At 59.1% G+C, this 25,747-nt stretch carries 21 protein-coding genes and 1 pseudogene; 13 read left to right on the forward strand and 9 right to left on the reverse strand.

All coding sequences use genetic code 11. The features are described 5' to 3' along the window. Positions 1 to 70 precede the first annotated feature (70 nt). A pseudogene (locus AC1D2R_RS04405) lies at positions 71 to 271 on the reverse strand (CsbD family protein). A gap of 302 nt (positions 272 to 573) precedes the next feature. Here AC1D2R_RS04405 and AC1D2R_RS04410 point away from each other — a divergent pair. From AC1D2R_RS04410 to AC1D2R_RS04440, 7 genes are all read left to right on the forward strand, one after another. Further along, entirely contained in the window at positions 574 to 1,554 is a 981-nt protein-coding gene (locus AC1D2R_RS04410; RefSeq protein WP_477965133.1) for an SDR family oxidoreductase, read from the forward strand. A 335-nt stretch (positions 1,555 to 1,889) separates the two neighbouring features. Beyond that, positions 1,890 to 3,323, forward strand: coding sequence for an FAD-binding oxidoreductase (locus AC1D2R_RS04415; protein ID WP_477965135.1), 1,434 nt, complete (start codon positions 1,890 to 1,892; stop codon positions 3,321 to 3,323). Between the two features lie 1,171 nt (positions 3,324 to 4,494). Continuing rightward, positions 4,495 to 6,732, forward strand: a complete 2,238-nt coding sequence (locus AC1D2R_RS04420) for a putative bifunctional diguanylate cyclase/phosphodiesterase (RefSeq protein ID WP_477965401.1) — start codon at positions 4,495 to 4,497, stop codon at positions 6,730 to 6,732. 227 nt (positions 6,733 to 6,959) lie between these two features. After that, a complete protein-coding gene (gene purC / locus AC1D2R_RS04425; RefSeq protein ID WP_037061342.1) occupies positions 6,960 to 7,724 on the forward strand; it encodes a phosphoribosylaminoimidazolesuccinocarboxamide synthase in 765 nt (254 codons plus the stop codon). Positions 7,725 to 7,756: 32 nt separating this feature from the next. After that, entirely contained in the window at positions 7,757 to 7,999 is a 243-nt protein-coding gene (gene purS / locus AC1D2R_RS04430; RefSeq protein ID WP_477965137.1) for a phosphoribosylformylglycinamidine synthase subunit PurS, read from the forward strand. 256 nt (positions 8,000 to 8,255) lie between these two features. After that, positions 8,256 to 8,927, forward strand: coding sequence for a phosphoribosylformylglycinamidine synthase subunit PurQ (gene purQ, locus AC1D2R_RS04435; protein ID WP_477965139.1), 672 nt, complete (start codon positions 8,256 to 8,258; stop codon positions 8,925 to 8,927). A 48-nt stretch (positions 8,928 to 8,975) separates the two neighbouring features. Next, on the forward strand, positions 8,976 to 9,374 hold the full coding sequence (locus tag AC1D2R_RS04440; protein ID WP_477965141.1) for a hypothetical protein: 399 nt from the start codon (positions 8,976 to 8,978) through the stop codon (positions 9,372 to 9,374). Here AC1D2R_RS04440 and AC1D2R_RS04445 read toward each other — a convergent pair whose 3' ends face one another. Beyond that, complete coding sequence (locus AC1D2R_RS04445; RefSeq protein WP_477965143.1) at positions 9,375 to 9,632, reverse strand: DUF1127 domain-containing protein; 258 nt, start codon at positions 9,630 to 9,632, stop codon at positions 9,375 to 9,377. 79 nt (positions 9,633 to 9,711) lie between these two features. On the opposite strand from AC1D2R_RS04445, the gene AC1D2R_RS04450 reads away from it, so the two are divergent. From AC1D2R_RS04450 to AC1D2R_RS04475, 6 genes are all read left to right on the forward strand, one after another. Further along, positions 9,712 to 11,130, forward strand: coding sequence for an aminotransferase-like domain-containing protein (locus AC1D2R_RS04450; protein ID WP_477965145.1), 1,419 nt, complete (start codon positions 9,712 to 9,714; stop codon positions 11,128 to 11,130). A gap of 415 nt (positions 11,131 to 11,545) precedes the next feature. Further along, positions 11,546 to 13,780, forward strand: coding sequence for a phosphoribosylformylglycinamidine synthase subunit PurL (gene purL, locus AC1D2R_RS04455; protein WP_477965147.1), 2,235 nt, complete (start codon positions 11,546 to 11,548; stop codon positions 13,778 to 13,780). A 19-nt stretch (positions 13,781 to 13,799) separates the two neighbouring features. Next, the gene (locus AC1D2R_RS04460) at positions 13,800 to 14,033 is read left to right on the forward strand and encodes a BolA/IbaG family iron-sulfur metabolism protein (protein WP_037061327.1); all 234 of its coding nucleotides are present in this window, start codon (positions 13,800 to 13,802) and stop codon (positions 14,031 to 14,033) included. A 323-nt stretch (positions 14,034 to 14,356) separates the two neighbouring features. Further along, positions 14,357 to 14,692 (forward strand): Grx4 family monothiol glutaredoxin, encoded by a 336-nt coding sequence (grxD, locus tag AC1D2R_RS04465; protein ID WP_477965149.1) that lies wholly within the window; start codon positions 14,357 to 14,359, stop codon positions 14,690 to 14,692. A 142-nt stretch (positions 14,693 to 14,834) separates the two neighbouring features. Then, complete coding sequence (locus AC1D2R_RS04470) at positions 14,835 to 16,040, forward strand: multidrug effflux MFS transporter (RefSeq protein WP_477965151.1); 1,206 nt, start codon at positions 14,835 to 14,837, stop codon at positions 16,038 to 16,040. Between the two features lie 35 nt (positions 16,041 to 16,075). Next, positions 16,076 to 17,356 carry a multidrug effflux MFS transporter gene (locus AC1D2R_RS04475; protein ID WP_477965153.1) on the forward strand — a complete coding sequence of 427 codons (1,281 nt, stop codon included), beginning with the start codon at positions 16,076 to 16,078 and terminating at the stop codon, positions 17,354 to 17,356. A 180-nt stretch (positions 17,357 to 17,536) separates the two neighbouring features. Here AC1D2R_RS04475 and AC1D2R_RS04480 read toward each other — a convergent pair whose 3' ends face one another. The 7 genes from AC1D2R_RS04480 to AC1D2R_RS04510 form a co-directional block, all read right to left on the reverse strand. After that, entirely contained in the window at positions 17,537 to 18,361 is an 825-nt protein-coding gene (locus tag AC1D2R_RS04480; protein WP_477965155.1) for an inositol monophosphatase family protein, read from the reverse strand. 30 nt (positions 18,362 to 18,391) lie between these two features. After that, a complete protein-coding gene (gene ttcA / locus AC1D2R_RS04485; protein ID WP_477965157.1) occupies positions 18,392 to 19,276 on the reverse strand; it encodes a tRNA 2-thiocytidine(32) synthetase TtcA in 885 nt (294 codons plus the stop codon). Positions 19,277 to 19,334: 58 nt separating this feature from the next. Then, positions 19,335 to 20,264: a glutaminase gene (locus AC1D2R_RS04490; protein WP_477965159.1), complete on the reverse strand. Its 930-nt coding sequence runs from the start codon at positions 20,262 to 20,264 to the stop codon at positions 19,335 to 19,337. Positions 20,265 to 20,430: 166 nt separating this feature from the next. Next, complete coding sequence (gene rpsD / locus AC1D2R_RS04495; protein ID WP_037061313.1) at positions 20,431 to 21,048, reverse strand: 30S ribosomal protein S4; 618 nt, start codon at positions 21,046 to 21,048, stop codon at positions 20,431 to 20,433. 254 nt (positions 21,049 to 21,302) lie between these two features. Further along, the gene (gene phoA, locus AC1D2R_RS04500) at positions 21,303 to 22,760 is read right to left on the reverse strand and encodes an alkaline phosphatase (RefSeq protein ID WP_477965161.1); all 1,458 of its coding nucleotides are present in this window, start codon (positions 22,758 to 22,760) and stop codon (positions 21,303 to 21,305) included. A gap of 171 nt (positions 22,761 to 22,931) precedes the next feature. Continuing rightward, positions 22,932 to 24,446, reverse strand: a complete 1,515-nt coding sequence (locus tag AC1D2R_RS04505) for a helicase HerA domain-containing protein (protein WP_477965163.1) — start codon at positions 24,444 to 24,446, stop codon at positions 22,932 to 22,934. A 105-nt stretch (positions 24,447 to 24,551) separates the two neighbouring features. Then, the gene (locus AC1D2R_RS04510) at positions 24,552 to 25,730 is read right to left on the reverse strand and encodes an MFS transporter (RefSeq protein ID WP_477965165.1); all 1,179 of its coding nucleotides are present in this window, start codon (positions 25,728 to 25,730) and stop codon (positions 24,552 to 24,554) included. Between the last annotated feature and the right edge of the window lie 17 nt (positions 25,731 to 25,747).

Raw genomic sequence — 25,747 nt, forward strand, 5'->3', positions numbered from 1 at the left:
TCGTTCCTTGTTCCTTCGCATGAGGTGACACAAAATAGGGCGGCAACGAGCCGCCCTATTTCGTCAGCTATCAAGTCTGGTTCCCGTACCAGTCATTAATGTCGCGTTTCGCACGATCCTTTTCGAGCCCATAGCTCTCTTGAATTTTGCCTTCGAGCTGCTCGCGCTGATCATTGATCTTGTCCAGGTCATCGTCAGTGAGTTTGCCTCACTGTTCCTTGAACTTGCCCTTAACCTGCTTCCAATTACCTTCAACGCGATTCCAATCCATTGTGTTACCACCTCAGTGGGGTTGTGAGATAACCGGCGCCGCGGATCAACCGTTTCGACGCCGCCTACAACACTCCATTGAGCGAGGTGAAATCAATCTGGCCGCCAGGTGTTCTTAGATGGCATACGCATGCCCCAAACGAACGCTGCGCGCGGGCTGCAGTAGCCCACAAGGCCAATGCAGGCGAACACTCCACGCTTGGGCGCGATCATCGGTTCACGATTTTTGGCGGGAGACGCTCAGCTTCTTTCGAGCTATGAAGACTGATCGTAGATACCGTCCGTCAAGAACTGAGGTCACCCATGGGTTTGAAAGTTCTTTTCATTGGCGGCACCGGCCAAATCTCTTATCCATGCGTCCAGCGTGCAGCTGCCCAGGGTTATCATGTCAGCGTCTACAACCGCGGCTTGAGTAACGAACCCGTGCCTGCGGGGGTGACCTCGATCGTCGGCGAACTTAGTTCGACGGCCTACGCGGATCTCGCCAAGGCCAATTTTGACGTCGTATGCCAGTTCATCGCGTTCACGCCCGATCAGGTCGCGTGCGACATCGGGGTGTTTGCGGGCAATTGTGGTCAGTACATTTTCATCTCTTCGGCTTCGGTCTATGAGAAGCCGGCGCGCCACTATGTAATTACTGAGAAGACACCGGCGATTAATCCCTACTGGACCTACAGCCAAGCTAAGATTGCCTGCGAGGAGTTGCTCAAGAAGTCAAAGAACCTGGACTGGACGATCGTCCGCCCGAGCCACACCGTTCGCACAGGCCTGCCGATCATGATCGGCGACAGCGACGTTATGGCTAGACGCATGCTGGACGGCGAGCCCACCATCGTGGCGGGCGATGGCCACACGCCCTGGACACTGACCCGCTCTGTCGATTTCGCGGTGCCTTTCGTCGGACTTTTCGGCAACCGGGCGGCGCTAAGTGAGATTTTCCACATCACCTCCGATCGCGCGCACATCTGGGACAGTATTCAAAATGCGATCGCCAGGCTGCTCGGCGTAGAGGCCAAGATCGTCCACGTACCGACCGACACCCTCATCAAATACAATCCGGATTGGGTTGGCCCGCTGATCGGCGACAAGGTCTGGACTGCGATCTTCGACAATTCGAAGGTCAAGCGTGTGGCGGGTGACTTCACCTGCGCCGATAGCCTGGATGAAATCCTGGCTGAGCCGATCATGCACATCAAGCAACGCCTGGCCAAAAGCCGTCCGCCAAGGGGTGAACTCGATGCTCTGGTCGACAGGATTTGCGCTGCGCAAAGCGCTCTCCCTTAGGCATACTTTGGGACGTTCCGAATTCGATGTTGATGCTGTGGACGGCTCCTCCGCCGGCATCGCGATGTGCCATGATTGCGGTGTCGTTAGGAACCGCACGGGATTTTGTCGGGATCACTACAGATTCAACGCTTGCCCGCTGATCGACTTTGCGGGAAACTCATTGATGTCGTAACCCACGATCCAAGCGATGGCGGGGGTCTTTGCACATCCGTTCAGGACTGGGCCTCGGTGCAACTATAGAAACGCGCAACACAACGCAGAACGTTTCTATACATTTCGAGATAGCAACGCTTTTCAACCGGCGCACTCATCGGGCTGCGAGGGAGGATGAAATGACAGATGTTCAATTTAGCGGGCTTCAGGGCGGAACGGTCACCCTTTCAAACGACCTTCTGGCGACGTTGCAAACACGGTGTCGCGGGAACGTGTGTTTGTCCGACCAACCTGGCTACGACGAGGCAAGGAAAATCTGGAACGCCATGATCGATCGGCGGCCAGGAGCCGTTGTGCGCTGCCATGGCGCAAGCGATGTCGTTCAGGCGGTGCGGTTTGCTCGCGAGAACAGGTTGCTGATGTCTGTTCGGGGTGGTGGTCACAACATATCCGGCAATGCAGTCTGCGACGGTGGACTCCTGATCGACCTCTCGCCCATGCGTTCCGTACGCGTCGATCCCAAGGCACGCACCGCGAGGGTCGAGCCCGGCGTAACGCTCGGAGAGTTCGACAAGGAGGCGCAAGCGTTCGGCCTTGCTACCCCGCTCGGTATCAACTCAACCACCGGGGTGGCCGGTCTCGCGCTTGGAGGTGGTTTCGGCTGGCTCAGCCGCAAATACGGATTCACGGTGGACAATCTAATTTCGGCCGATTTGGTCACCGCCGACGGCGAGCTCGTCCAAGCAAGCGCGACGGAAAGTCCGGACTTATTTTGGGCTGTTCGCGGCGGCGGTGGAAATTTCGGCGTCGTCACGTCGTTCGAATTCAAGCTGCACCCGGTAGGTCCCGATCTTGTGTCAGGCTTGATTGTTCATCCGTTTACCCATGCCCGGGAGCTCCTTGCAGGTTACCGAGACGCGGCGGCGGCCGCTCCCGACGAACTTACCATTTGGGCGGTCTTGCGTAAGGCCCCGCCACTGCCATTCCTGCCCAAGGAGGTGCACGGCACGGAAATACTCGTCTTCGCCGTCTGCTACGTCGGCGACACAAGCAGGGCCGATGAGGCGCTTGCCCCACTGCGCGCACTTGGCGAACCTATCGCTGACGTCATCGGCGTGCAACCGTATGCCGCCTGGCAGACGGCATTCGATCCGCTCCTCACGCCGGGGGCGTTCAACTACTGGAAATCGCACAATTTCACCGCTCTCAGCGACGGATTGTTCGACATCCTGACTGAATACGTCGGCACATTGCCGACGGAGGAATGTGAAATCTTCATCGGTCAGCTTGGTGGTGCTAGCAGCCGCGTGCCGGCCGATGCAACCGCCTTTCCACATCGCGAGGCGAAGTTCGTCATGAACGTTCACACCCGGTGGCGCGACCATGCCGACGAGCAAGCTGCCATCAGTTGGGCGCGGGCACTCTTTGCGGCGGCGGCTCCCCATGCGACCGGCGGCGTCTATGTCAACTTTATGCCGGACGATGAAACGGAAAGGGTCGTTCAAGCCTATGGTGGAAACCATGCGCGGCTGGCTGCTCTCAAAGCCAAGTACGACCCCGACAATCTATTCCGGATGAACCAGAACGTCCGACCAGAACGAAAGGCAAGCTAACTCGCCAAAAACCCTACACGCAGCGAGGTACCCGCAAAGAGATAATGTCGGAGGTCAGGGCCACGCGACCTTGGCCTCCAAGAGAACCACGCGACCTCCTTTGGCAGCGCAGCCCAGACTTGCGCCGCCGTTCTGTCGATGTACTCCGGAAACACGCCGCCCATCGCTCTCCCCATAGACGGATCGACCATCCTGATTGCTTCGTGTTTTGCCTCTTCGACGCTCGACGAGCGGCGGCCAACATGGCCCGAGCCGTTCTGAAGGCTGCTTTCTCGTTCGGTCTGATGCGCCGGTCGAGTGGAGCGGCGGATCTGCTATTTCGTTCTGCGAGAAACCCAAAAGAAGCTGCCCAAGCCTCGATCACGAACCGCAAGTGTCACGGCTGATGAAGTGACCACGTTGTGGGCAGACGCGCATGCCAACGTGCGTCCATCGCGCGCCTCGCTTATGCCGTGGCGTTTGAGACAACGCTCTGCTTTTGGGACGTCATGGGCCATGGTGGCCGCTCGACATGGCGGGGTGGCCGATATCATCGATGCAGATCAAAAGATGAAGTGGTCCGGCCTTCGAAGGGAAGACCTCGTGTTGTCCCACACACCGTCGAAAACGAATGACACTACTGAGAAGAAGATCTCCTTCCGGCTGGCAGATGCGCCTATGGTGGTCGAAGAGCTTGAACATTGGCCGGCCGATAAGCGAACCGGTCCACTCGTCATCCTTGAGGCGACCTGCCTTCCATCCCCCCGGCGACCATGACAGCGGCGCGGAAGGTCGATAAGAATGTAGCGGGCATTAAAACCAATGTTTGGGCACGAGTCCTTCGTGCCTCCGGAGTCACCGAGGCGGTCCGCCACGGATGATGTCGCTGAATTGCTGGCGACAGCAGCAAGCAGATGACTAACGACGTGCACGATTGGACCACGATCGACGCCGCCGAACACTTTGTCAAAGGTCACAAAGAGCGAAGGGAAACAAAGCGATAACCCCTCGGGGTAACGCACGGTAACGCGCGTTACCCATCTACATGAAAAGGTTTAGCTATTTTCATTATCGAAATTAATGGCAATTTAATTCAACAAAAGCACACTGACACACGCTAGCCGAGCGAGTGTACAAATTGAAGCAGACGAAGCAGGACCATCAGGCAATTTCAAGAGACAGCGCCGGGGATATCGAATCCCGCAATGCGGCTTTGGGACCGACCGGCGAACTTGTGCAACAAGAGAGCCGCTGGAACTACGCGCTCGTCGGATCCGGACTCGGCGTATGGGATCATAACCTTCGTCTTGGTACGCGGTACTACTCGGATACGTGGAAAGCCATGCGTGGCATGGCTCCGGACGAGGAAGCTGACGGCGACTACCAGGCGTGGATCGCGCTGATCCATCCGGACGATCGGGACTTCGTCATCGAGGCAATCGAACGCCAGAATGCCGGCGATCCGAACTTTCAGATCTTCGAATACCGGGAGCGCCACAAGGACGGCCATTGGGTCTGGATCGAATGCCGCGGCGCCTGCGTCGAATGGGACGATCAAGGTGCCCCCGCGCGCCTTGTCGGCACCGATACGGATATCACAGCACGCAAGGCGGCCGAAGAGCGGCTGGCTCACATGTCCCGACGACTTGATCTTGCCCTGGATATCTCGAATATTGGTGTGTTCGAAGCTGATATCGACGCTGGGACCGTTGAGTGGGATGCTCGCCTGATTGCAATTTACGGCATAGAGCAGCCATCGCGGAAGACCGCTGGCGACGCCTGGGCCAAAGCACTCCATCCCGACGACCGGGACCGCGTATTTGCGACAATCGCCGAAAACGTCGAACGAAACAGCGGCTTCCAGCATGAGTTTCGCATCATCCGCGGCGACGGCGCCGAACGTGTCATCCGTGCGAAGAGCGCGTTTTTCATCGACGGCGATGGCCGCCGCAAGCTGATCGGCGCGAATTGGGATGTGACGGAAGAAGCTCTTCTGAACGCCGAACTACAACGCGCAAAAGACCTTGCCGAAGCCCGCAACCTCGATCTTGAGGCTGCCAAAGAGAATATTGAGCATCTTGCACTCCACGATTACCTGACTGCATTGCCAAACCGCCGCTATCTCGACCGTATGCTCGACGAGTATTCTGCAAGATGCCGCCGCGACAACCTGACGTTGGCGGTGCTTCATATCGATCTGGACCGGTTCAAGCAGATCAACGACACGCTCGGCCACCGCGCAGGGGACGCGATGCTGCAACATGCGGCCACGGTTCTCAAGGCAAACGTGCGCTCGAACGATTTCGTCGCCCGCATCGGTGGAGATGAGTTCGTCGTCCTTTGCACGATCGACGTCACACCGAAGAAGATATCCAACCTCGCCGAGCGCATCATCCACGAACTCTGCCGCCCGATTCGCTACGAAAACCACGATTGCCGCTTCGGCGCGAGCATCGGTATCGCAACGGGCGGCGGTTCGGCGCTCGACGGAAAGCAACTTCTATTGAATGCGGATATCGCGCTCTATCGCGCAAAGAGCGGCGGGAGGAACCGGCACGAGTTTTTTTCCACTGACGCCCGTCGCCGCATCATCGCCAGCAAGCGCCTTGCAGACGATATTCTCCTCGGGCTGGAACGCCGGGAGTTCGTTCCGTTCTACCAGCCGCAGTTTCATGCCCGCACGCTTGATATTGCCGGCGTCGAGACCCTGGCCCGCTGGCAGCATCGCGAGCGCGGATTGATGACTCCCGATAAATTCCTGGCAATTGCCGAGGACATCAATGTCGTCGCGACAATCGACGGCCTCATTCTCGAACAGGCATTGGCCGATCGGGAGCATTGGGCAAGCGAAGGCATTGTCGTTCCGAAGATCGCGGTCAACGTCTCGTCCCGTCGCCTCGATGATCCCAATCTAGGAAAGAAGCTTCGCGCGCTGAAGATCGCGCCTGGAACGGTCGCATTCGAGTTGCTTGAGTCGATATCACTCGACGATTGCGACGAAGCCGTCATCGCGAATCTGCGGCAGCTGCGCAGGCTGGGGATCGACATCGAAATCGACGATTTCGGCACTGGACATGCGTCGATCGTCAGCCTTTTGAAACTCAGCCCCAAGACACTGAAGATCGACAGGGAACTCGTGCGGATGGTGCCGCATTCGTCGGGGCAGCGAAAACTGGTCCGTTCCATCATCGATATAGGGCGGTCGCTGAACATCCTCGTCACCGCAGAAGGCGTGGAAACGATGGATCACGTCCGCATTCTCGCCGATCTGGGTTGCGATATGCTACAGGGCTACGCACTCGCCCGCCCGATGCCAGCGTTGCAGATCCCGGCGTTCGTGCGTGCCGCCGGTTGGCGGCAGATCGACGCTGAGGCTTGCGGCCCGCAGACCGAACTGCGCAAGCCGCTCAAAGGATACGTCTCCAAATAAATACTTGCAAAACAGAGCCGGGCACTGCCTGTCGTTCCGTTATTACGCAAAACCCTGTAAAATAGGTTCCTGAAGCTTTCGATTCTCTTGGCGGCACTCCGGATAATCCGGAATCCGGGGAAGGAGTGACAGGCGGATTGTGAAACCCTCGCTTTTCCTTTAAGGGGACGCCACGAGATCGATCCACTCGCGCTATCCCAGCGCGCCAACGACAGAGAACAATCGCAATGAACCGTCGCCGCCGTATTTACGAGGGCAAGGCCAAGATTCTGTATGAGGGACCCGAGCCGGGCACGCTGATCCAGTTCTTCAAGGATGATGCCACCGCCTTCAACAAGAAAAAGCACGAAGTCATCGATGGCAAGGGCGTTCTGAACAACCGCATTTGCGAATTCATTTTCAATCATCTGAACAAGATCGGCATTCCGACGCACTTCATCCGCCGGCTTAACATGCGCGAGCAGTTGATCCGCGAAGTGGAGATGATCCCGCTTGAGATCGTTGTCCGCAACGTCGCCGCCGGCTCGCTGGCCAAGCGCCTCGGAATCGAGGAAGGGGTGGTCCTGCCGCGTTCGATCATCGAGTTCTACTACAAGTCGGACGCGCTCGAGGATCCTATGGTCTCCGAAGAGCACATCACGGCTTTCGGTTGGGCTAACCCCGCCGAGCTGGACGACATCATGGCGCTGGCCATTCGCGTCAACGACTTCATGACCGGTCTGTTCCTCGGCGTCGGTATCCAGCTCGTCGACTTCAAGATCGAATGCGGGCGCCTTTACGAAGGCGACATGATGCGAATCATCCTCGCAGACGAAATCTCACCGGACTCCTGCCGACTCTGGGATATCGACACCCAAGAAAAGATGGACAAGGACCGCTTTCGTCGCGATCTGGGCGGGCTTCTCGAAGCCTATTCGGAAGTGGCGCGCCGCCTCGGCATCATCAATGAGAACGAGCCAGTGCGCGGCACAGGCCCTGTCCTCGTGAAGTAACACATTCGGTCAAAGAAGACAGGGAAGACAAAGTGATCAAGGCTCGTGTAACCGTCACGCTGAAGAACGGCGTTCTCGATCCGCAGGGCAAGGCAATCGAGGGCGCTCTCGGCGCGCTCGGCTTCGAGGGTGTCGGCCATGTCCGCCAGGGCAAGGTATTCGACGTCGAACTCGAAGGCGCCGACAAGGCGATGGCCGAAAGCAACCTCAAGGCAATGTGCGAGAAACTCCTCGCCAACACCGTTATCGAGAATTATGCTATCCATTTCGACTAAAGGTTGTGGAGACGGCGCGATGCCCGAAGTGACGCAAGACTTGATGTATAGGCTGCTGAAGCGCATGCACTCCGACATTTCAGGCCCGAAGCAAGGCCGAGCTGAATGCGATGCGAAGCACGATGATCTCGATGCAACAAGGACATTTACAATATCTACAGCGTCCTGGGTCGGTATGCCGACCGGCTGGAACGCATAGAAAACCGTCTCGACTTCGAGAACTGGCAGAAGCACAAGCAAGGTTTGAACCGCACCCATGAAATCAGCCGTCGTTCAACTCCCGGGCCTCAATCGCGATCGTGACATGATCGCTGCGCTTACGAAAATCTCAGGCAAGGCACCTGTGACGATCTGGCAGACGGAAACGCAGATTCCGGATGTCGACCTGATCGTCATTCCAGGCGGCTTCTCCTATGGCGATTACCTTCGCTGCGGAGCAATTGCGGCGCGGATGCCTGTCATGCAGGCGATCATCGAGAAGGCAAACAAGGGCGTAAAGGTACTTGGCGTCTGCAATGGCTTCCAGATCCTGGTCGAGGCTGGCCTCCTGCCCGGCGCCCTCATGCGCAACGCATCGCTCAAGTTCGTCTGCCGCGAGATCAAGCTGGAAGTGGTGAACGCTGAAACGGACTTCACTCGCGCCTACGGCAAAGGTCAGGTCATTCGCTGCCCGGTTGCCCACCATGACGGGAACTATTTCGCTGACGCTGAAACGCTGGCAAAGATCGAAGGCAAAGGCCAGGTGGTGTTCCGCTACGCCGAAGGCACCAATCCAAATGGCTCGATCAATGATATTGCCGCCGTCATGAACGAAGAGGGCAATGTCCTCGGGATGATGCCTCACCCCGAAAACCTTATCGAGGCCGCGCACGGCGGCTCAGACGGTCGCGGTCTCTTCGCTTCTGCGCTTGACGTAATCGCTGCTTAACCTTCCACGCATAAGAGGCCATTCATCCGGTCCCCTGGAGTAAGATCGATGCGCCCTCGCTTCGCTGCACTACATATTATCGCTATCGCCACCACGACGGCACTGGTCGCCTCTTGTCAGTCGAAGCCGGTGGTTCGCAGTCCCGATCGAAGCGCGCTGTCCACGATGGAGCGCGTTGCGGTGGCTGCGAATAGCTGCTGGTTCAAATCGGGTGATGCGGCCTTTGCGGCTTACAAGTTGGCGCCGGAGCTCAATTCATTCTCCGGCCGGCCGCGTATTCTCGTCGTCCACGAAGGCAACCCGGAAAGCAGACCGCTGCTTGTAGTCCAGGCGGAAGGCAATCCCTCCAAGCTCGACGCCTTCGGGCCGATGATGCAATCGCCGCTCGGAACGCGCATCGCGCATGATGTCACGCGTTGGGCGTCCGGCAGCAAGAGCTGCAGCTGATCAATTCCAGAAGAATGACTTGCTCGCTTCCTTGCGCGCCTCGGCGCGCGTGAGGCCGATGTCGAGCAATTGCGCGTCCGTCAAATCTCTCAAGGCTCTGCGTGTCTCGCGTTTCTGATGCGACAGCATCAGACGGCGCCAGAGAATTCCGGGAAGTCGCGAAACCTCAGACCGAACGCATCGAGTGATCATCTCACGCGCTTGTTCCTGCGTCGGGATACATAAGTTTGCGTTTCTGACATCAGGTGCGGCAGACATTTCAACTCCGATCTCTCATTGTGTGCATTTCCCTGATAATCTTGACACACAGACAGTGACAATCTAGGAAATTGTCATCATGACAAATTGGCTTCCCGATGTTACCCGAGGTTCCGGTCCTGTCTATCTCAGGCTGGCGGACAGTATCGAGTCTGCGATCGCGAGCGGCACGCTGCCTGCCGGCAGCAAGCTCCCGCCACAACGCAACCTGGCTTACGATATTGGGGTGACAATCGGCACAATCGGACGCGCCTACGCGCTAGTGCACGAACGTGGACTGGTCGCCGGCGAAGTTGGGCGGGGCACCTACGTCCTCGACAGGACCGAAACCGCACCGGGCAATCAGGCGGATACCTTGACGATCGCCTTGGGCGGCACCAGGACCATCGATGCCCCGCCGGACAAGGTTCGCTTCGACACGACAGCGGCGCCCGATCTCGGCCAGGGCAAGATCATCGGACGTATTCTTGCGGAGATCGGCGAGCAGCATCTGTCGGAGATTTCCTCCTACTCGCGCATTTTCCCGAAAAATTGGTACGAGGCCGGTCGTCGCTGGCTCGCCCGCAACGACTGGATGCCGGAGGCGGGAAACATCGTTCCGACCCTCGGGGCACATGCTGCCGCCATCGCCGTCATCTCCGCGGTGTCATCGCCTGGAGACAAGATCGTTTTCGAAAACCTGAGCTACACCCAAGTGAGCCGCAGTGCCCGCATTCTCGGTCGCCGAACGATCACCGTCGATTCAGACGAGAATGGTATCATTCCGGATGATTTTGAGCGGCTGTGCCTTCAGCAGCATCCGAAGCTGGCTTTTCTGATGCCGACCGCCCACAACCCTACGCTCGCAACCATGCCGCATGAGCGTCGGGCGAAAGTCGCGGAGATCGCGCGGCGCCATGGCGTCTGGTTGATAGAAGATGACCTCTACGGTGGCATGACCGGCGACGAGAATCCCCTCCTCTCCTCCCTGGCGCCGGATCGGACCTTTTTGATCAGCGGCCTGTCGAAAGCCGTCGCCGCAGGCGTTCGCGGCGGTTGGGTCGCCTGCCCGCCGCATTTTGCCCAACGGATCAAGGTGACGCACAAGATGATCACCGGCGGGCTGCCCTTCATCCTCGCCGAGGCGTGCGCGCGCCTGGTGTTAAGTGGTCAAGCGCACGAAATCCGCAAGGCATGCATCAGCGAATTGAGCATTCGAGAGCAGATCTCCCTGGAAAAGCTCAACGGATTCGATTTCGTGTCGCATCCGCACGTGCCGTTCCTGTGGTTGAAACTGCCCGACCCATGGCTTTCGGGAACCTTCAAGAACGCAGCATTCAGGGACGGTGTCCTGATCGACGATGAAGACGAGTTCAAGGCCGCGCGCACCGACAAGGTGTATCACCGCGTGCGTATCAGCTTCTCCTCTCCGAAGAGCAGAGAGGAACTGGTTGCCGGTATAATGACGCTCCGACGTCTGCTCGAAAGTGGCGGCTCCGGATACGACGGCGAGGTCTGAAACTGTTGCCGACCGAAAGCATCCAGAATTTCTAGACTTCCCAACGAGAGGTTTCTTTGCCGACTCAATATCCATGCCACCGATACGCCCCAATGATTTGCGCTAGGACGAGGGCAAAGCATTGGCGCGGTATAGTCGCAGATTGGGTGCCGGCCGTCGGCGCAAGCTACAGGTTGGACGCACACTGGAATGATGTTGCACAGGTTGCTCATTTCTCGTACGCCCACCCGTGCGATGGCCCGAACAAAAGTATGACCCGTGCTGGCATTCCGGTCGGCTACAACCTCGAGGCCGCAACGAAATTGCCCCTTCCTGACCTCGGTCAGTTAACAGCAGCCATTTTTCCTGTCGCGCGTTTCATCGACTTAGGCTAAAGACACCGAAATCGCGCAACGGCAGGGACTTCCGAGAGCTCATGACCATTTCCAATACCCGCCCGATCACCCCCGAACTGATCGCCGCCCACGGCCTGAAGCCGGATGAATACCAGCGGATACTTGATCTGATCGGACGCGAGCCGACCTTTACCGAACTCGGCATCTTCTCGGCGATGTGGAATGAGCATTGTTCCTACAAATCCTCCAAGAAGTGGCTTCGCACGCTGCCGACCAAGGGCCCCCGCGTCATCCAGGGTCCTGGGGAAAACGCCGGAGTGGTCGATATCGATGACGGCGATTGCGTCGTCTTCAAGATGGAAAGCCACAACCACCCCTCTTACATCGAGCCCTATCAGGGTGCCGCAACAGGCGTCGGCGGCATTCTGCGCGATGTCTTCACCATGGGCGCCCGCCCCATCGCGGCCATGAACGCGCTTCGCTTCGGCGAGCCGGATCATCCGAAGACCCGCCACCTGGTTTCCGGCGTTGTTTCCGGCGTTGGCGGTTACGGCAATTCCTTCGGCGTTCCGACGGTCGGCGGCGAAGTCGAGTTCGACGCGCGCTACAACGGCAACATCCTCGTCAATGCTTTCGCCGCGGGGCTTGCCAAGTCGAATGCGATCTTCCTCTCTGAGGCCAAGGGCGTCGGTCTTCCGGTCGTTTATCTCGGCGCCAAGACCGGCCGCGACGGCGTCGGCGGCGCGACCATGGCCTCGGCAGAATTCGACGAATCTATCGAAGAAAAACGCCCGACCGTGCAGGTCGGCGACCCCTTCACAGAAAAATGCCTGCTTGAGGCATGCCTTGAACTGATGCAGACTGGCGCCGTAATCGCCATCCAGGACATGGGTGCGGCCGGTCTCACATGCTCCGCCGTGGAAATGGGCGCCAAGGGCGATCTCGGCATCCTGCTGGATCTCGACAAGGTCCCCGTCCGCGAAGACCAGATGACGGCCTATGAAATGATGCTGTCCGAAAGCCAGGAGCGAATGCTCATGGTTCTGGAACCGGAAAAGGAAGCCGTCGCAAAGGCAATTTTCGTCAAGTGGGGACTCGATTTCGCCATCGTCGGCAAAACCACCGATGACCTGCGCTTCCGCATCGTGCACCGGGGAGACGAAGTCGCGAACCTGCCCATCAAGGACCTCGGCGACCAGGCTCCGGAATATGACCGGCCGTGGCGCGAACCAGACAAGCGTGCGGCACTCCCCGCCCACCTCGTTGCGGAACCTGCCGACTACGGCCAGGCGCTGCTGCAGCTCGTCGGGTCTCCGAACCAGTCGAGCCGTCGGTGGGTCTATGAACAGTATGACACGCTGATTCAGGGCAACTCGCTGCAGCTGCCTGGTGGCGACGCGGGCGTGGTCCGCGTCGAAACCCACCCGACCAAAGCACTGGCTTTCTCGTCCGACGTAACCCCGCGCTACGTCGAAGCCGACCCTTTCGAGGGCGGCAAGCAGGCAGTGGCAGAATGCTGGCGCAACATCACCGCGACCGGCGCAGAGCCTCTCGCGGCAACCGACAACCTCAATTTCGGCAACCCCGAAAAACCGGAAATCATGGGCCAGTTCGTCCATGCCGTGAAGGGCATCGGCGAGGCCTGCCGCGCGCTGGATTTCCCCATTGTTTCCGGCAACGTCTCGCTCTACAACGAGACCAACGGCGTCGCGATCCTTCCGACGCCGACGATTGCCGGCGTCGGTCTTCTGGGCGACTGGAAGAAGATGGCTCGCATCGGCACCGCCGCGAATGGCGACAGGGTGATCATGATCGGCGCCGACGGCAGCCATCTTGGCTGCTCGATCTACGTCCGCGACATCCTTGGGAGCACGGACGGTCCGGCGCCTGAGGTCGACCTCTTCGCTGAACGCCGAAACGGCGACTTCGTGCGCTCGGTCATCCGCAACGGTCAGGCAACCGCCTGCCATGATATCTCGTCCGGCGGGCTTGCCCTCGCCCTCGCCGAGATGGCCATGGCTTCAGGCAAGGGGCTCAAAATCTCCCTCAGCGAAGGTAAAGGTGCGCCCCACGCACTTCTCTTCGGCGAAGACCAGGCCCGCTACGTGCTTACCCTGCCCGTCGACGTCGCCGACTTTGTATGCGCCAATGCGGAGGGTGCGGGCGTTCCCTTCCGCCGTCTCGGCACGGTCGAAGGCGAAAACCTCGTCGTCGACGATCTGCTCTCGCTGCCGATTCAGCAATTGCGCAACGCCCATGAATCATGGTTCCCTGATTACATGGAAGGCCGCGGCACACTCGCTGCCGCGGTATGATGCGCAAGGAGTACCGATCATGCCTATGAAACCCGGTGACATCGAAGACATGATCAAAGCCGGAATTCCCGGTGCCAAGGTGACGATTCGGGATCTTGCAGGCGACGGCGATCACTATGCTGCCGAAGTCGTTGCTGAGGCATTCCGCGGCAAAAGCCGCGTGCAACAGCACCAGATGGTTTACGAGGCGCTGAAGGGAAATATGGGCGGAATACTGCATGCCCTGGCTTTGCAGACATCCGCACCCGAGTGATGGCGAGATAGAAGTATGCCCGGTGAAACGCCGGGCATCCTGATTTCGGCTGCCACTTGATTAGCGTCAGCAATTTAACGGTCGCTCGGCTCGTATGTTCAGCCTGGCCGCGCCCTCGTTTAGCGCCGCGTGCTGATCATTTATTCCGGCAACAGATGCCGATCCGGGGCGCCCGTCACGGATAGGCAACAGCCCGCCACATCGCGTTGGGTGCCGGGCGTTTTTTTGATTGCACCGGCTGGATTTCCGCCCATCACATGCTATCTAAGCTTAACGATTGAAACGGTGGGCCTTTAACCCGCCTGTTGAAAGGATTAGGTCCCATGAGCGGTATCAACGAATTCATCGACAACGAAATCAAGGCCAACGACGTCGTCCTCTTCATGAAGGGCACGCCTCAGTTTCCCCAGTGTGGGTTCTCCGGCCAGGTCGTCCAGATCCTTGATTATATCGGGGTCGACTACAAGGGCATCAATGTGCTCGCTGATTCGGAAATCCGCCAGGGCATCAAGGACTACTCGAACTGGCCGACGATCCCGCAGCTCTACGTGAAGGGCGAGTTCGTCGGCGGCTGTGACATCGTCCGGGAAATGTTCCAGGCCGGCGAATTGCAGCAGCACCTGCAGGAAAACGGCGTCACCGTTCGCGGCGCCGCCTGACCTGACCGGTCACCGGGCGTCCGTCCGGTTTCCAAATCGGTATTTCGAGTCCGAGGCGCTGTGCTGAACAGCGCCTTGGCCTGTTTATGGGAATTTCATTGTGACAGATTCATCACAAGCCGTGCACGCGGGCAGATTGCCCATGGGCAAAGGTGAGTTCATTGCCCTCGCCGCTTTCCTGATGGCGGTTAATTCGCTTGCTATCGACATCATGCTCCCCGCCCTTCAGCAAATCGGCGCAAGCTTGGGCGTCGAAAGCGAAAACCACCGTCAGTTCGTCGTCTCGACCTACCTCCTCGGCTTTGGCTCGGCGCAGCTTTTCTACGGCCCGCTCTCGGATCGCTTCGGCCGCCGCATTCCACTTCTGATCGGCCTCGCCATCTATATCGGTTCCGCCCTTGGTATTGCCTTGGTCCCGTCCTTCGCGGGTCTGCTTGCTCTGCGCTTCATTCAGGGCATCGGTTCAGCCGCGACGCGCGTGATCACCATCTCCATTGTCCGTGACGTCTACGGCGGCAGGCAAATGGCGGAGGTCATGTCTCTGATCATGATGGTGTTCATGATCGTTCCGGTTATCGCGCCAGGAAGCGGCCAGATCATCATGTTCTTCGGCAGCTGGCATTTGATCTTTGTGTTTATTGCAGCCATGGCCGCACTGATCGCGATCTGGGCTTACGTCCGTTTGCCTGAAACACTCCACGCCGCCAACGTCCGCCCCTTCACCCCCCGTGCAGTGATCGGCGGCTTCAAGCTGGTTCTGACCAATCGCATCGCACTCTGCTATACGATCGCCACCACCTTCATATTCGGTTCCTTGTTCGGATTCATCAATTCCGCGCAGCAGATTTACGTCGGGATCTACGACCTGGGCGTCTATTTCCCGTTCGCATTCGCCGGCGTGGCGATCTTCATGTCGCTGGCGTCCTTCCTGAATTCGCGCCTTGTCGGCAAGTTCGGAATGCGGCGCCTCTCGCATGGGGCATTGCTCGGCTTCATCACCATCAACACCATCTGGCTGCTGGCTCTACTGGTCGGCCCGCACCCGATGCCGTTCCCTTTCTTTATCGGATTCTTCGGCCTCGCGATGTTCCAGTTCGGCTGGATCGGCTCGAATTTCAACTCGCTGGCAATGGAGCCGCTTGGCCACGTGGCTGGCACCGCCTCCTCTGTGCTCGGCTTCATGAGCACAGTAGGCGGCGCCCTGATCGGCGCCGGTATCGGCCAGGCATTCAACGGAACGGCGCTACCAATGGTTGCAGGTTATTTCACCGTATCGATCATTGGTCTCGTCTTCGTCTTGATAGCCGAAAAAGGCCGTCTCTTTCAGCCGCACAACCCGGCTGTTTGAACGATTGACGCCATTTCATATTCAGGATTTGCATAATGACGCCGCCACATAAGCCTCACACTGAAAATCAGGGTTCGCGCCGCATCGGCATGGGCTTCATCGAATTCGTCATAACGATCGCGATCATGACGGCGAGCGTCGCAATGGCAATCGACAGCATGTTGCCGTCGCTCCCGGCCATCGGCCATTCCCTCGGCGTCGCGAACGCCAATGACACCCAGCTCGTCATCGGCGTCTTCTTCCTTGGATTCGGCGTTTCCCAGATCATCTTCGGCAGTCTGTCCGATACGTTCGGCCGCCGAAACATCTTGCTCGGTGGCCTTGCGGTCTATGTTCTTGCCATGTTCGCCGCAGCGGCGACGGGAAGCTTCGAAATGCTCCTCATCATGCGTTTCGTTCAGGGCCTCGGCGGCGCCGCCGTGCGCATCACCACCATGGCAATCGTGCGCGACTGCTTCGGCGGGCGCGAAATGGCCCGCGTGATGTCCTACGTCATGATCGTGTTCATGATCGTGCCGATTGTTGCCCCCTCTGTCGGCCAGCTCATCATCACCTATGCCAATTGGCATTGGATATTCATCCTGCTGGGTATTGTCGGCGCCATTCTCTTCGTCTGGGCGCTGCTTCGCCTCAAGGAATCCCTGCCGAAGGAAGAGCGGATACCGCTCTCGGTCGCCTCCGTGGTTGATGGCTTCAAGACGGTCCTGACCAACAAGATCACCTGCGGCTACATGATCGGACTGACGATGTTTACGGCCGTCATCAGTGCCTACGTCATCTCCGTCCAGCAGGTGTTCGGCGAAGTCTATGGGCTCGGCGAATGGCTTCCGATCGCCTTCGCGGCAACAGCGGGCGGTATCGCCGTAGCGAACTTCGCGAATGGCTTTTTCGTGCGCAGGTTTGGTATGCGCCGCATATCGCACGTCGCGATGATCCTATTCACGATCGTTTCCGCTATCGGCTATGTCAAAGCGCTGGGCGGCAAGCCTGACTTCACTTTCGCCTACGCTCTGTTCACCGTCCTGCTGATGATGTTCGCTGTCATCGCCACCAACTTCACGGCCATCAGCCTTGAACCGATGGGCAACCTGGCAGGCACGGCGACCGCGATCACAGGCTTCGTTTCGACCACCTTCGGCGCCATCCTGGGCGGCACCGTCGGCCAGCTCTTCAACGGCACGGTGCAGCCCCTGTTTGGCGGCTTCGCTGTGTTCGGTGCCGTGAGCATCGTTGCCACGCTGTGGGCGGAAGGCGGCAAGCTCTTCACGCATCCCGGCGACGACCCACGGCTGGATCCGGGTGCTGGTCACTTCTAGATCAATTCCAGCAAAAGTCATTTCCAGTGGGATTGTGTCGAAACGTGAGGTCGGAGCATTTCGCGATTCGTAGAAAAACCAAAAATGCTCCAACGCAAAAGCCCTCGACCATTGAACTGACCCCATTAAGTTGGCACCAACCTTCGGGGGTCAGTTCAATCTGGCGGTTTTTTCGATTGGTCAGACGGTAAAGACCTCGCGGCGCAGCAGCTCCCAGCTCTCCTTGTCAGGCGTGATCAACAGCCCGCCGTCAAGATGATGCGGCAGGTAGGCAGACCCGTCGAAGCGAGCGGCATAGCCACCGGCCTCCTGAGCAATCAACGTACCGGCAAGGTGATCCCAAGGCATCAGCTTATTGTACATCAGGTAGTGCACGTGGCCGCCCGCGAACGTCCGATACTCGTGCGCCGCGCAGCGATAATTCGAGAGAAAACGCACCTTGGCCAGATTGGCCAGGATCGCAGCCCGTTTGTCCGCGGATAAAAACCCGGTCGAGGCCATCCCAACCATCTGGCCGAGCGCGACCGGCCGCGCCACCGAAAGCCGCTCCGCATCGCCGTCAGGCCGCCGAAGCCACGCACCGCTGCCCTTTTCGGCAACCACCCAGTCATCGCCCATCGGATCGTAAATGATGCCGGCAAGCGTCTCACCCTTCGCTACGACGGAGGCCATGACGCCAAACGCCGGAATGCCGGACGCGAAGTTGAAAGTGCCGTCGACGGGATCGACCACGATGGCGAGATCCGCACCTCCGAGCGTTCCAAGCAGGGTCGGGACAGCCGCAACCGACTCTTCGCCGATGAATGTCGCGGTTGGCCAGCGCAGAGCGACCTCCGCCTTGATCATTCGCTCGGCTTGCAGGTCGGCCTCCGTTACTAGATCCGTGGCCTCGCTTTTTGCACGGACATCGTCGCTGCCGAGCCGGCGGAACCGTGGCAATATCTCTGCCTTCGCCGCACGCCTCAAAAGATCGGCAAGCGTCACAACATCTATCGTGGGAGCCATGGGATATCCTTCTATGCGCCTAACTGCTGGCTATTCACTCTTAAGCGTCGTTTCTCCGGCCATCAGGCCCGCAAAATCGAAAAGCTTCTGATCGAGTAGGTGCGAGGGGTTCACGTGAGCCAGTGCCCTCAGCATCGTGTCCTTGCGGCCAGGCATACGCCGCTCGATGTCGGCAAGCATTTCCTTCATCGCGTTTCGCTGCAGTCCGTCCTGTGAGCCGCAGAGATCGCAGGGGATAATCGGAAACTGCATGGCAGCCGCAAACTTCGCCATATCGTCCTCGGCGCAATAGGCAAGCGGACGCAGCACCATCAAGTTACCTTCGTCGTTCAGCAGTTTCGCCGGCATGGAAGCGAGACGCCCGCCGTGGAAGAAATTCATGAAGAATGTTTCAAGGATATCCTCCCGATGATGTCCAAGCACAAGCGCATCGCAGCCTTCCTCCCGCGCGATGCGATAGAGGTTGCCACGTCTGAGCCGCGAACAGAGCGAGCAATAGGTCGCACCCGCCGGCACCTTTTCCTTCACGATCGAATAGGTGTCGCGGTATTCGATCCGATGCTTGACGCCGATCCTGGTAAGATAACCAGGCAGCACGTGCTTGGGAAAATTTGGCTGACCCTGGTCGAGATTGCAGGCGATCAGCTCCACGGGCAGCAGGCCGCGCCATTGCAGATCGAGAAGCAATGCCAGCAGTCCATAGGAGTCCTTGCCGCCGGAAACGCCGATCAGCCACCGATTTTGACCCTTGAGCATGGCAAAATCGTCAAACGCTTGGCGAACCTGACGCAGCAGGCGCTTGCGCATCTTGTTGAAGGAGACAGAACTCGGCGCATCGACAAAAAGCGCATGCGCGATCCCGCCTTCACTTTCAGGCGTATCCAGCTCATCGGCAATGTCAGCGGCGATGTTCATCTTCTCATCCAATCAGGGTCCGACCTCCTCTAACAGAAAGCGCTGGCCCAACACAGCGTCAATCGCCGAAAACAGACCAGCCCGTGCGCGCCGCCAACATCTCCAGCGCCACGGCGCCAAGCTGCGAGTTTCCGACCTTGTTAAGGCCCGGAGACCAGACCGCAATCGATGCGATGCCAGGCGCGACAGCAAAAATTCCACCCCCCACACCGCTCTTGCCTGGCAGGCCGACATGATAGGCAAAGTCGCCGGAACCGTCGTAGTGGCCGCAGGTCAGCATCAGGGCATTGATACGCCGCGCCCTCTTGGGCGAGACGACCGAATGCCCCGTCACCGGATTGCTCCCGCGCGCCGCCAGGAACAGCCCCGCCTTCGCCAGCTGCTCACAACTCATCGAGAGTGCACATTGGTGAAAATAGACACCGAGCACATGGTCGACGGGATGATCGAGGTTCCGATAGGCACGCATGAAATTCGCGAGCGCGAAATTGCGAAAACCGGTCTGCGTCTCCGATTTCGCAACCCTGTCGTCAATGGTGACCGACTCATCGTCTGCTAGGTAGCGTACGAACCGCAACAGCTCCCCTATCGCCTCGCGCGGCGCATGCCCAGCGAGCACGACATCGGACACGGCAATAGCGCCGGCGTTGACGAAGGGATTGCGCGGAATGCCTGATTCGTGCTCGAGCTGGACGATCGAATTAAAGGCCGACCCAGACGGTTCCCGGCCGACCCGCTTCCACAGACCCTCGCCGACCTTACCGAGCGCCAACGTCAGCATGAACACCTTGGAAATACTCTGAATCGAGAACGGAATGGAGGCATCGCCGACGGTGTAGACCTTGCCGTCAACAGTGACAACGGCAAGACCGAACTGGCCGGGATCGACCTTGGCAAGCTCCGGAATGTAGTCCGCAACCTTGCCTTCACCGATCCGGGGTGTCAGCTCAGTGTAAATACCGTCGAGGACGGCCTGCAAATCCACCATCGTTTTCCTCCAGATAACGAAAAAGCCGCCCCAAGAGGCGGCTTTTCCGTATGCGAAAACGCCTCGCGCTCTACTACGCCACGTGTCGAAGACGCGTAGGCGCAGTAGCTCTTAGGAGACGCATAGGCCTTTCCAGCAATCGAAATTCGAATGCTCGGGCTATGCGTTAACGCGAATAGAATTCGACCACCAGATGCGGTTCCATGACGACAGCGTACGGAACGTCGCTGAGAGCCGGTACACGAGCGAAGGTCGCAACCATCTTGTTGTGGTCGACTTCGATGTACTCAGGAACGTCACGTTCGGCCAAGCCAACTGATTCGAGAACCGAAACGAGCTGCTTCGACTTCTGACGAACTTCGATGACGTCGCCGGCCTTGCACCGGTAAGAGCCGATGTTGACGCGGACGCCGTTCACAGTCACGTGGCCGTGGTTTACGAACTGGCGGGCAGCAAAAACAGTCGGAACGAACTTGGCGCGGTAGACGATCGCGTCCAGGCGGGATTCCAGAAGACCGATGAGGTTTTCCGAAGTATCGCCCTTGCGGCGGTCGGCTTCAGCGAAGATCGCACGGAACTGCTTCTCGCGCAGGTCACCGTAGTACCCCTTGAGCTTCTGCTTGGCGCGCAGCTGCACACCAAAGTCCGAAAGCTTACCCTTGCGGCGCTGACCGTGCTGGCCCGGGCCGTATTCGCGGCGGTTCACTGGGGACTTAGGACGACCCCAGATGTTCTCGCCCATGCGGCGGTCAATTTTGTACTTGGACGATTCGCGCTTGCTCATCGTATTTCCTTTCAGAATGTTACGGCGATTTGTTGCCAAATCGCTCGAAGGAAACACGCCCTCCTTTGGCCCCTTTAGGAGGCCCGACAGGATTTTCCGGTTACGCGAACTGGAACGATCCACGGGACATGTCAAATGAAACACGGGACATTGCTGCCCCGTGCTGGCGCGGTCTTTATGGGGAAGCGCGTTGAATGTCAATGACAATCAATGCCAACGCCCCCGTCCCGCTCGATTTTTGAATACCGCTTGGCTCACTTCATGCCGACGGTTTCGGTCTTCAGGCCCAGCGCGTCGCTGATCGTAAAGAACAGGTCCGTCTGATCCGTCAGGCCGGTGACATTGGCAGCGCGCGGACCATATGCCGCAATGCGAAGCTGGGAGCCGGTGTGGCCCTGATCACCCACCTCCTCGGAGTTGCCGTAGCTGACCGCCATCACTGCGCCGTCCTTGGTCATCAGCGCTTCGGTCAAGCCAGGCGCCTTGGCATCAGGATAGATGATCTGGCTTGAATGAGCGTGATCCGCGGTAACGATGACAAGCGTGTCGCCTTTCTCCCGGGCGAACTTCAGCGCCTCCTGCACCGCCTCGTCGAGATCGACCGTTTCGCCAATCTGGCCGCACGGATTGGCCGCGTGATCCTGTTTGTCTATGGATGCACCCTCGACTTGCAGGAAGAAGCCTCTCTCGTTGCCGCGCAGAAGCTCAATCGCTTTTGCGGTCATCTGCGGCAGCGTCGGTGTCGCTGTAGCACGCTTGTCGTTCACCTTGCAGACGACCGGCTCATTGTCGATGTTGCCGTGATAGCTGGCTTGCGGCCCCTCCCAGCGCACGGGCATGTTGCCGTCTGCGAAAAGTCCGAGCAACGGCGCGCCGTCGTTTGACTGCTTCACGGCCTGCAGCTCGTCAAGGGTCGATACAATGATATAGCCACGTTCCTCCGCCTGCTGGCGAAGCGTCTTGCCCTTCCAGTCGCCGGCCTTGGCGATTTCATCGAAGCTCTTGGCGCCGCCGCCGAGTGTCACGTCCGCGCGTGCATTGAGCAACTGTTCGGAGATCGAACCGATGCCGCCGTTTTCCAGTGCGTTCGATACGCATTTCTCGGAGGTAGCTACCGGTCCGTAGCACTTCCGATTCGTTACATGTGCCACCTGCACGGCAGGCGTCGCATCCTGGAGTTCTGCGGTCGAGACATTGCCGGTACCTAGCCCGGCCGCCTTGGCCTTCTCTAGCAAGGTTTCGTGAGCCACCTCGTGAATATCGACACCGATCGCGCCGTTGTAGCTCTTTATGCCTGAGGCCCAAGCCGTGCCCGACGCGGCCGAATCTGTCACGTAGTTCGGTTTGCCCGTCTCCTTGTCGAGCGAGTAGTGCGTGTACTGACCGGTTACCGGCAAGGCGTCAATGCCTGGGAAATACTGGCCCGCACCGACGGCATAGTTCCGCGCGATGGTGATTTCCGAGTCGCCCATGCCATCGCCGATCAGCAGGATCACATTCTTCGGCCGGCCATCGACGATCGCTGCGCGATAAGCTTCCGTCACATCGCCAGACAGGCGACGTGCGCCGCCCGCTGCGCTCAGATCTGCGCTTGCGCCTCGTTCAAGAAGCTTTCCGGCGGCATCGTCGGCATAGCTGGGCTGAATGGCGACCGTAGCGAGCAAAGCTACGGCGAGCGCCTGTGACACGTGGCGAGCAACGCTGTTTCGCATGGCTGACATCTCCTTTTACAGACGTGCAGCCCCTGACGGCACGCACGCCTTATCTCGCGGCGAGATGAAACGCTTGTGACAAAAAGCAGCTTTCTCGTATTCTCTCGCTGCGGGCATCGACGGCGCGAACTAACATTGCACTTCGGTCTTCAATGAAGGAATTGGACGGGGCTACTCAGCGGCAGAACGTAGGTCGTCGCTGTCAGGCGCGTTCGCATCGCCAGGTGTCGTTTGGCAGTTCATGTCGGGAAAAGCAACGATGCGCTTTCCCGAAAAGTCAGTATGCACGACGACAGTGCCCTGTTCCTCGAAGTAACCCAGCAGACGTCTTGCCCGCCGGGCCGAATGCGTCCCGTAGGCACGTGCGATCCGCGCGTCTGACGGACATGGCTCACTGCATACCGCAGCCTTTGCCAACATCAAGAAAACCCCCTGGAGATCATCCGTCACACCAGTCGAAAGCGACAGTGCGGCCGCCCACGCGTCGGTCTTCGCGGTCGCGGCATCGACACCCGACCGCGAGATGGCGACCCTGCGCCGAAACTCCTGCAACGACATCGGAGATCCAGGCAAACGACGCATGCGCAGGCGGACAAGGAAGTCCTGATAAAGAACCGCATCCGTGCGGAAGCCGGAGCCAGGATCGTCGAGAATTTCGTTGAGAACGCTCGCAAGCCGGTCCTCGCGATCCTCGGCGGTCATCTCGGGCCGGCTCGTTCGTCCTTCGGCAGGCTGCGGTACAGCCGCCGCCGTCGAGCGGGAAAGTTCAGCGAGGATATCCGTGGTCGGCCGCGGTGCCGGGGCAGCGCGGCGCACGGTCGGCCGCTGGAATTCTTCGGGATCCGGCGTGAAGATCAGGTCCTCGACGTCATCGGGCGAATCCGGCAACGGCATCAGCTTCGGGCTTGACGAGCGTGCCGACGTCTCCACCGTGCCGATCTGGATCGGCAACGGCCGGCGCGACAGAGCCGGACCAAGCGCCACGAAATTGCCGCGCTTCAGATCGCGGAACATTTCCGCCTGCCGCCGGTCCATGCCGAGTAGATCGGCTGCACGCGCCATATCGATATCGAGAAACGTGCGGCCCATCAGGAAGTTCGAGGCTTCAGCCGCAACGTTCTTAGCAAGCTTTGCCAAGCGCTGAGTGGCGATCACACCTGCCAGCCCGCGTTTTCGCCCGCGGCACATCAGGTTGGTCATCGCACCGAGCGACATCTTGCGTGCGTCTTCCGACACGTCACCGCCGACCGAGGGCGCAAACATCTGCGCTTCGTCAACCACGACAAGAACCGGATACCAATATTCGCGGTCGGCATCGAACATGCCATTGAGGAAGGCCGCCGCCGCGCGCATCTGCTGCTCGACATCCAGGCCCTCGAGCGTCAGAACGCAGGAAACTCGGTGCTGGCGAATACGGTTGGCGATGCCGGCAAGCTCCGCTTCCGTGCGCTCTCCATCGACCACGACATGGCCGAACTTATCGCTCAGCGTGACGAAGTCGCCTTCCGGATCAATGACAACCTGCTGGACCCACTGGGCAGATTGCTCAAGCAGGCGACGAAGCAGATGCGATTTGCCCGATCCGGAATTGCCCTGCACCAACAGACGGGTCGCCAGAAGCTCCTCGATATCGAGCGTAGCCGGGTTCCCCCCGGACGCCATTCCCATATCGATACCAACCTGCAAGTCCTATTCCCCTTACGAAAGCATCACTCTCTAGCAGATTCGCCAGGCGATGCTGGTGTCCATCACCGAAACCCACAGCCAATCCCAAAGCCAACCCTCGACGCGTTAGGCGGCCTCATCCGCCAAAACAGGTGCCGCGCAATTGCCTGCTCGCAGCGTCAACATCCTAGTGAACACGAGGCTGATGGTGAGCGGAACGAGCAAAATCGCCAAGCCGGTTCGCAGTCCCCAGAACTCTCCGACAAAACCGATCACCGGCGGCCCGACCAGGAAGCCTAGTAGTGCCATGAACGACAGGATGGCGACGCTCGCGGCAGCGGGCCGGTCCGTCAGCTCTGCAGACGCGGTAACCGCAAGCGGAAAGCCGACGGAAACGCCAATCCCGATCGCACCGAAGCCGACCAGCGCCACCAACGTGGTTGGCGCAAACAGCACAATCAACAGGCCGACCAGCGCGGCACAGCCGCAGCCGCGTGCAATGGCGACAGCGCCAAACCGACCCTTCATATAATCGCCGCCGAAGCGGCCCGTGGCCACAAGGCTAGCAAACACGGAATAGCCGAGGCCCGTGGCGGCCCCGCCGGTCGACAGAACCTCCTTCAAGTACACGGCCGACCAGTCCGCAATTGCACCCTCCGTCATGGTGATACCGAACGTGAAGGCGCATATGCCGAGCAATGCGAGGCTCGGCAGCTTGAAAGGAGCCACCGGTGCGGCGGCCGACGTCGCGGCTATAGCCTTGGCCTCGACCGGCAACTGCGCACTTGTCGCAAGCGCGAGCGGCAGACAAAGGAGTGCGACCACAGGGATCGACCATTGCGCGGACACCTGAAGCGCCATAGCTCCAGCCCCGATCAGGCTACCTGCCATGATCCCCAGGCTCCAGAATCCATGGCAGCGACTCATAATGACAAGGCCCGTCGTCTTCTCGGCGCGATCGGCCTCCACGTTGAGGCCAAGCTCCAGCGTCGACAAGGCGACACCGACGATCATCAGTGCGACGAAGAGCATTTCGATGCTCTCGGCGAAGACTGGCAGGGATACGACCGCCAGGAAGGCAACAAAGCCATAGATGATTGTGGCCCGCCCGCCGACGCGGGATACGAAGCGGCCGGCGAAGGGTAAGGTAATTAAGATCCCCACCGGCATGCCCAGCAGCGCGATTGCAAGATCGGCCGGTCCGAGGCCAAGTTTCACCTGAATGTCGGGAATGCGCGGTAGCCAGCTGCCGAAAGCGATCGGCTGCAGGAAGAAAATTAACATCACAAGTCTTTGAAACGGCATGAACATCCCTTTTGTCG

Source organism: Rhizobium sp. P1_C7 (assembly GCF_056406295.1).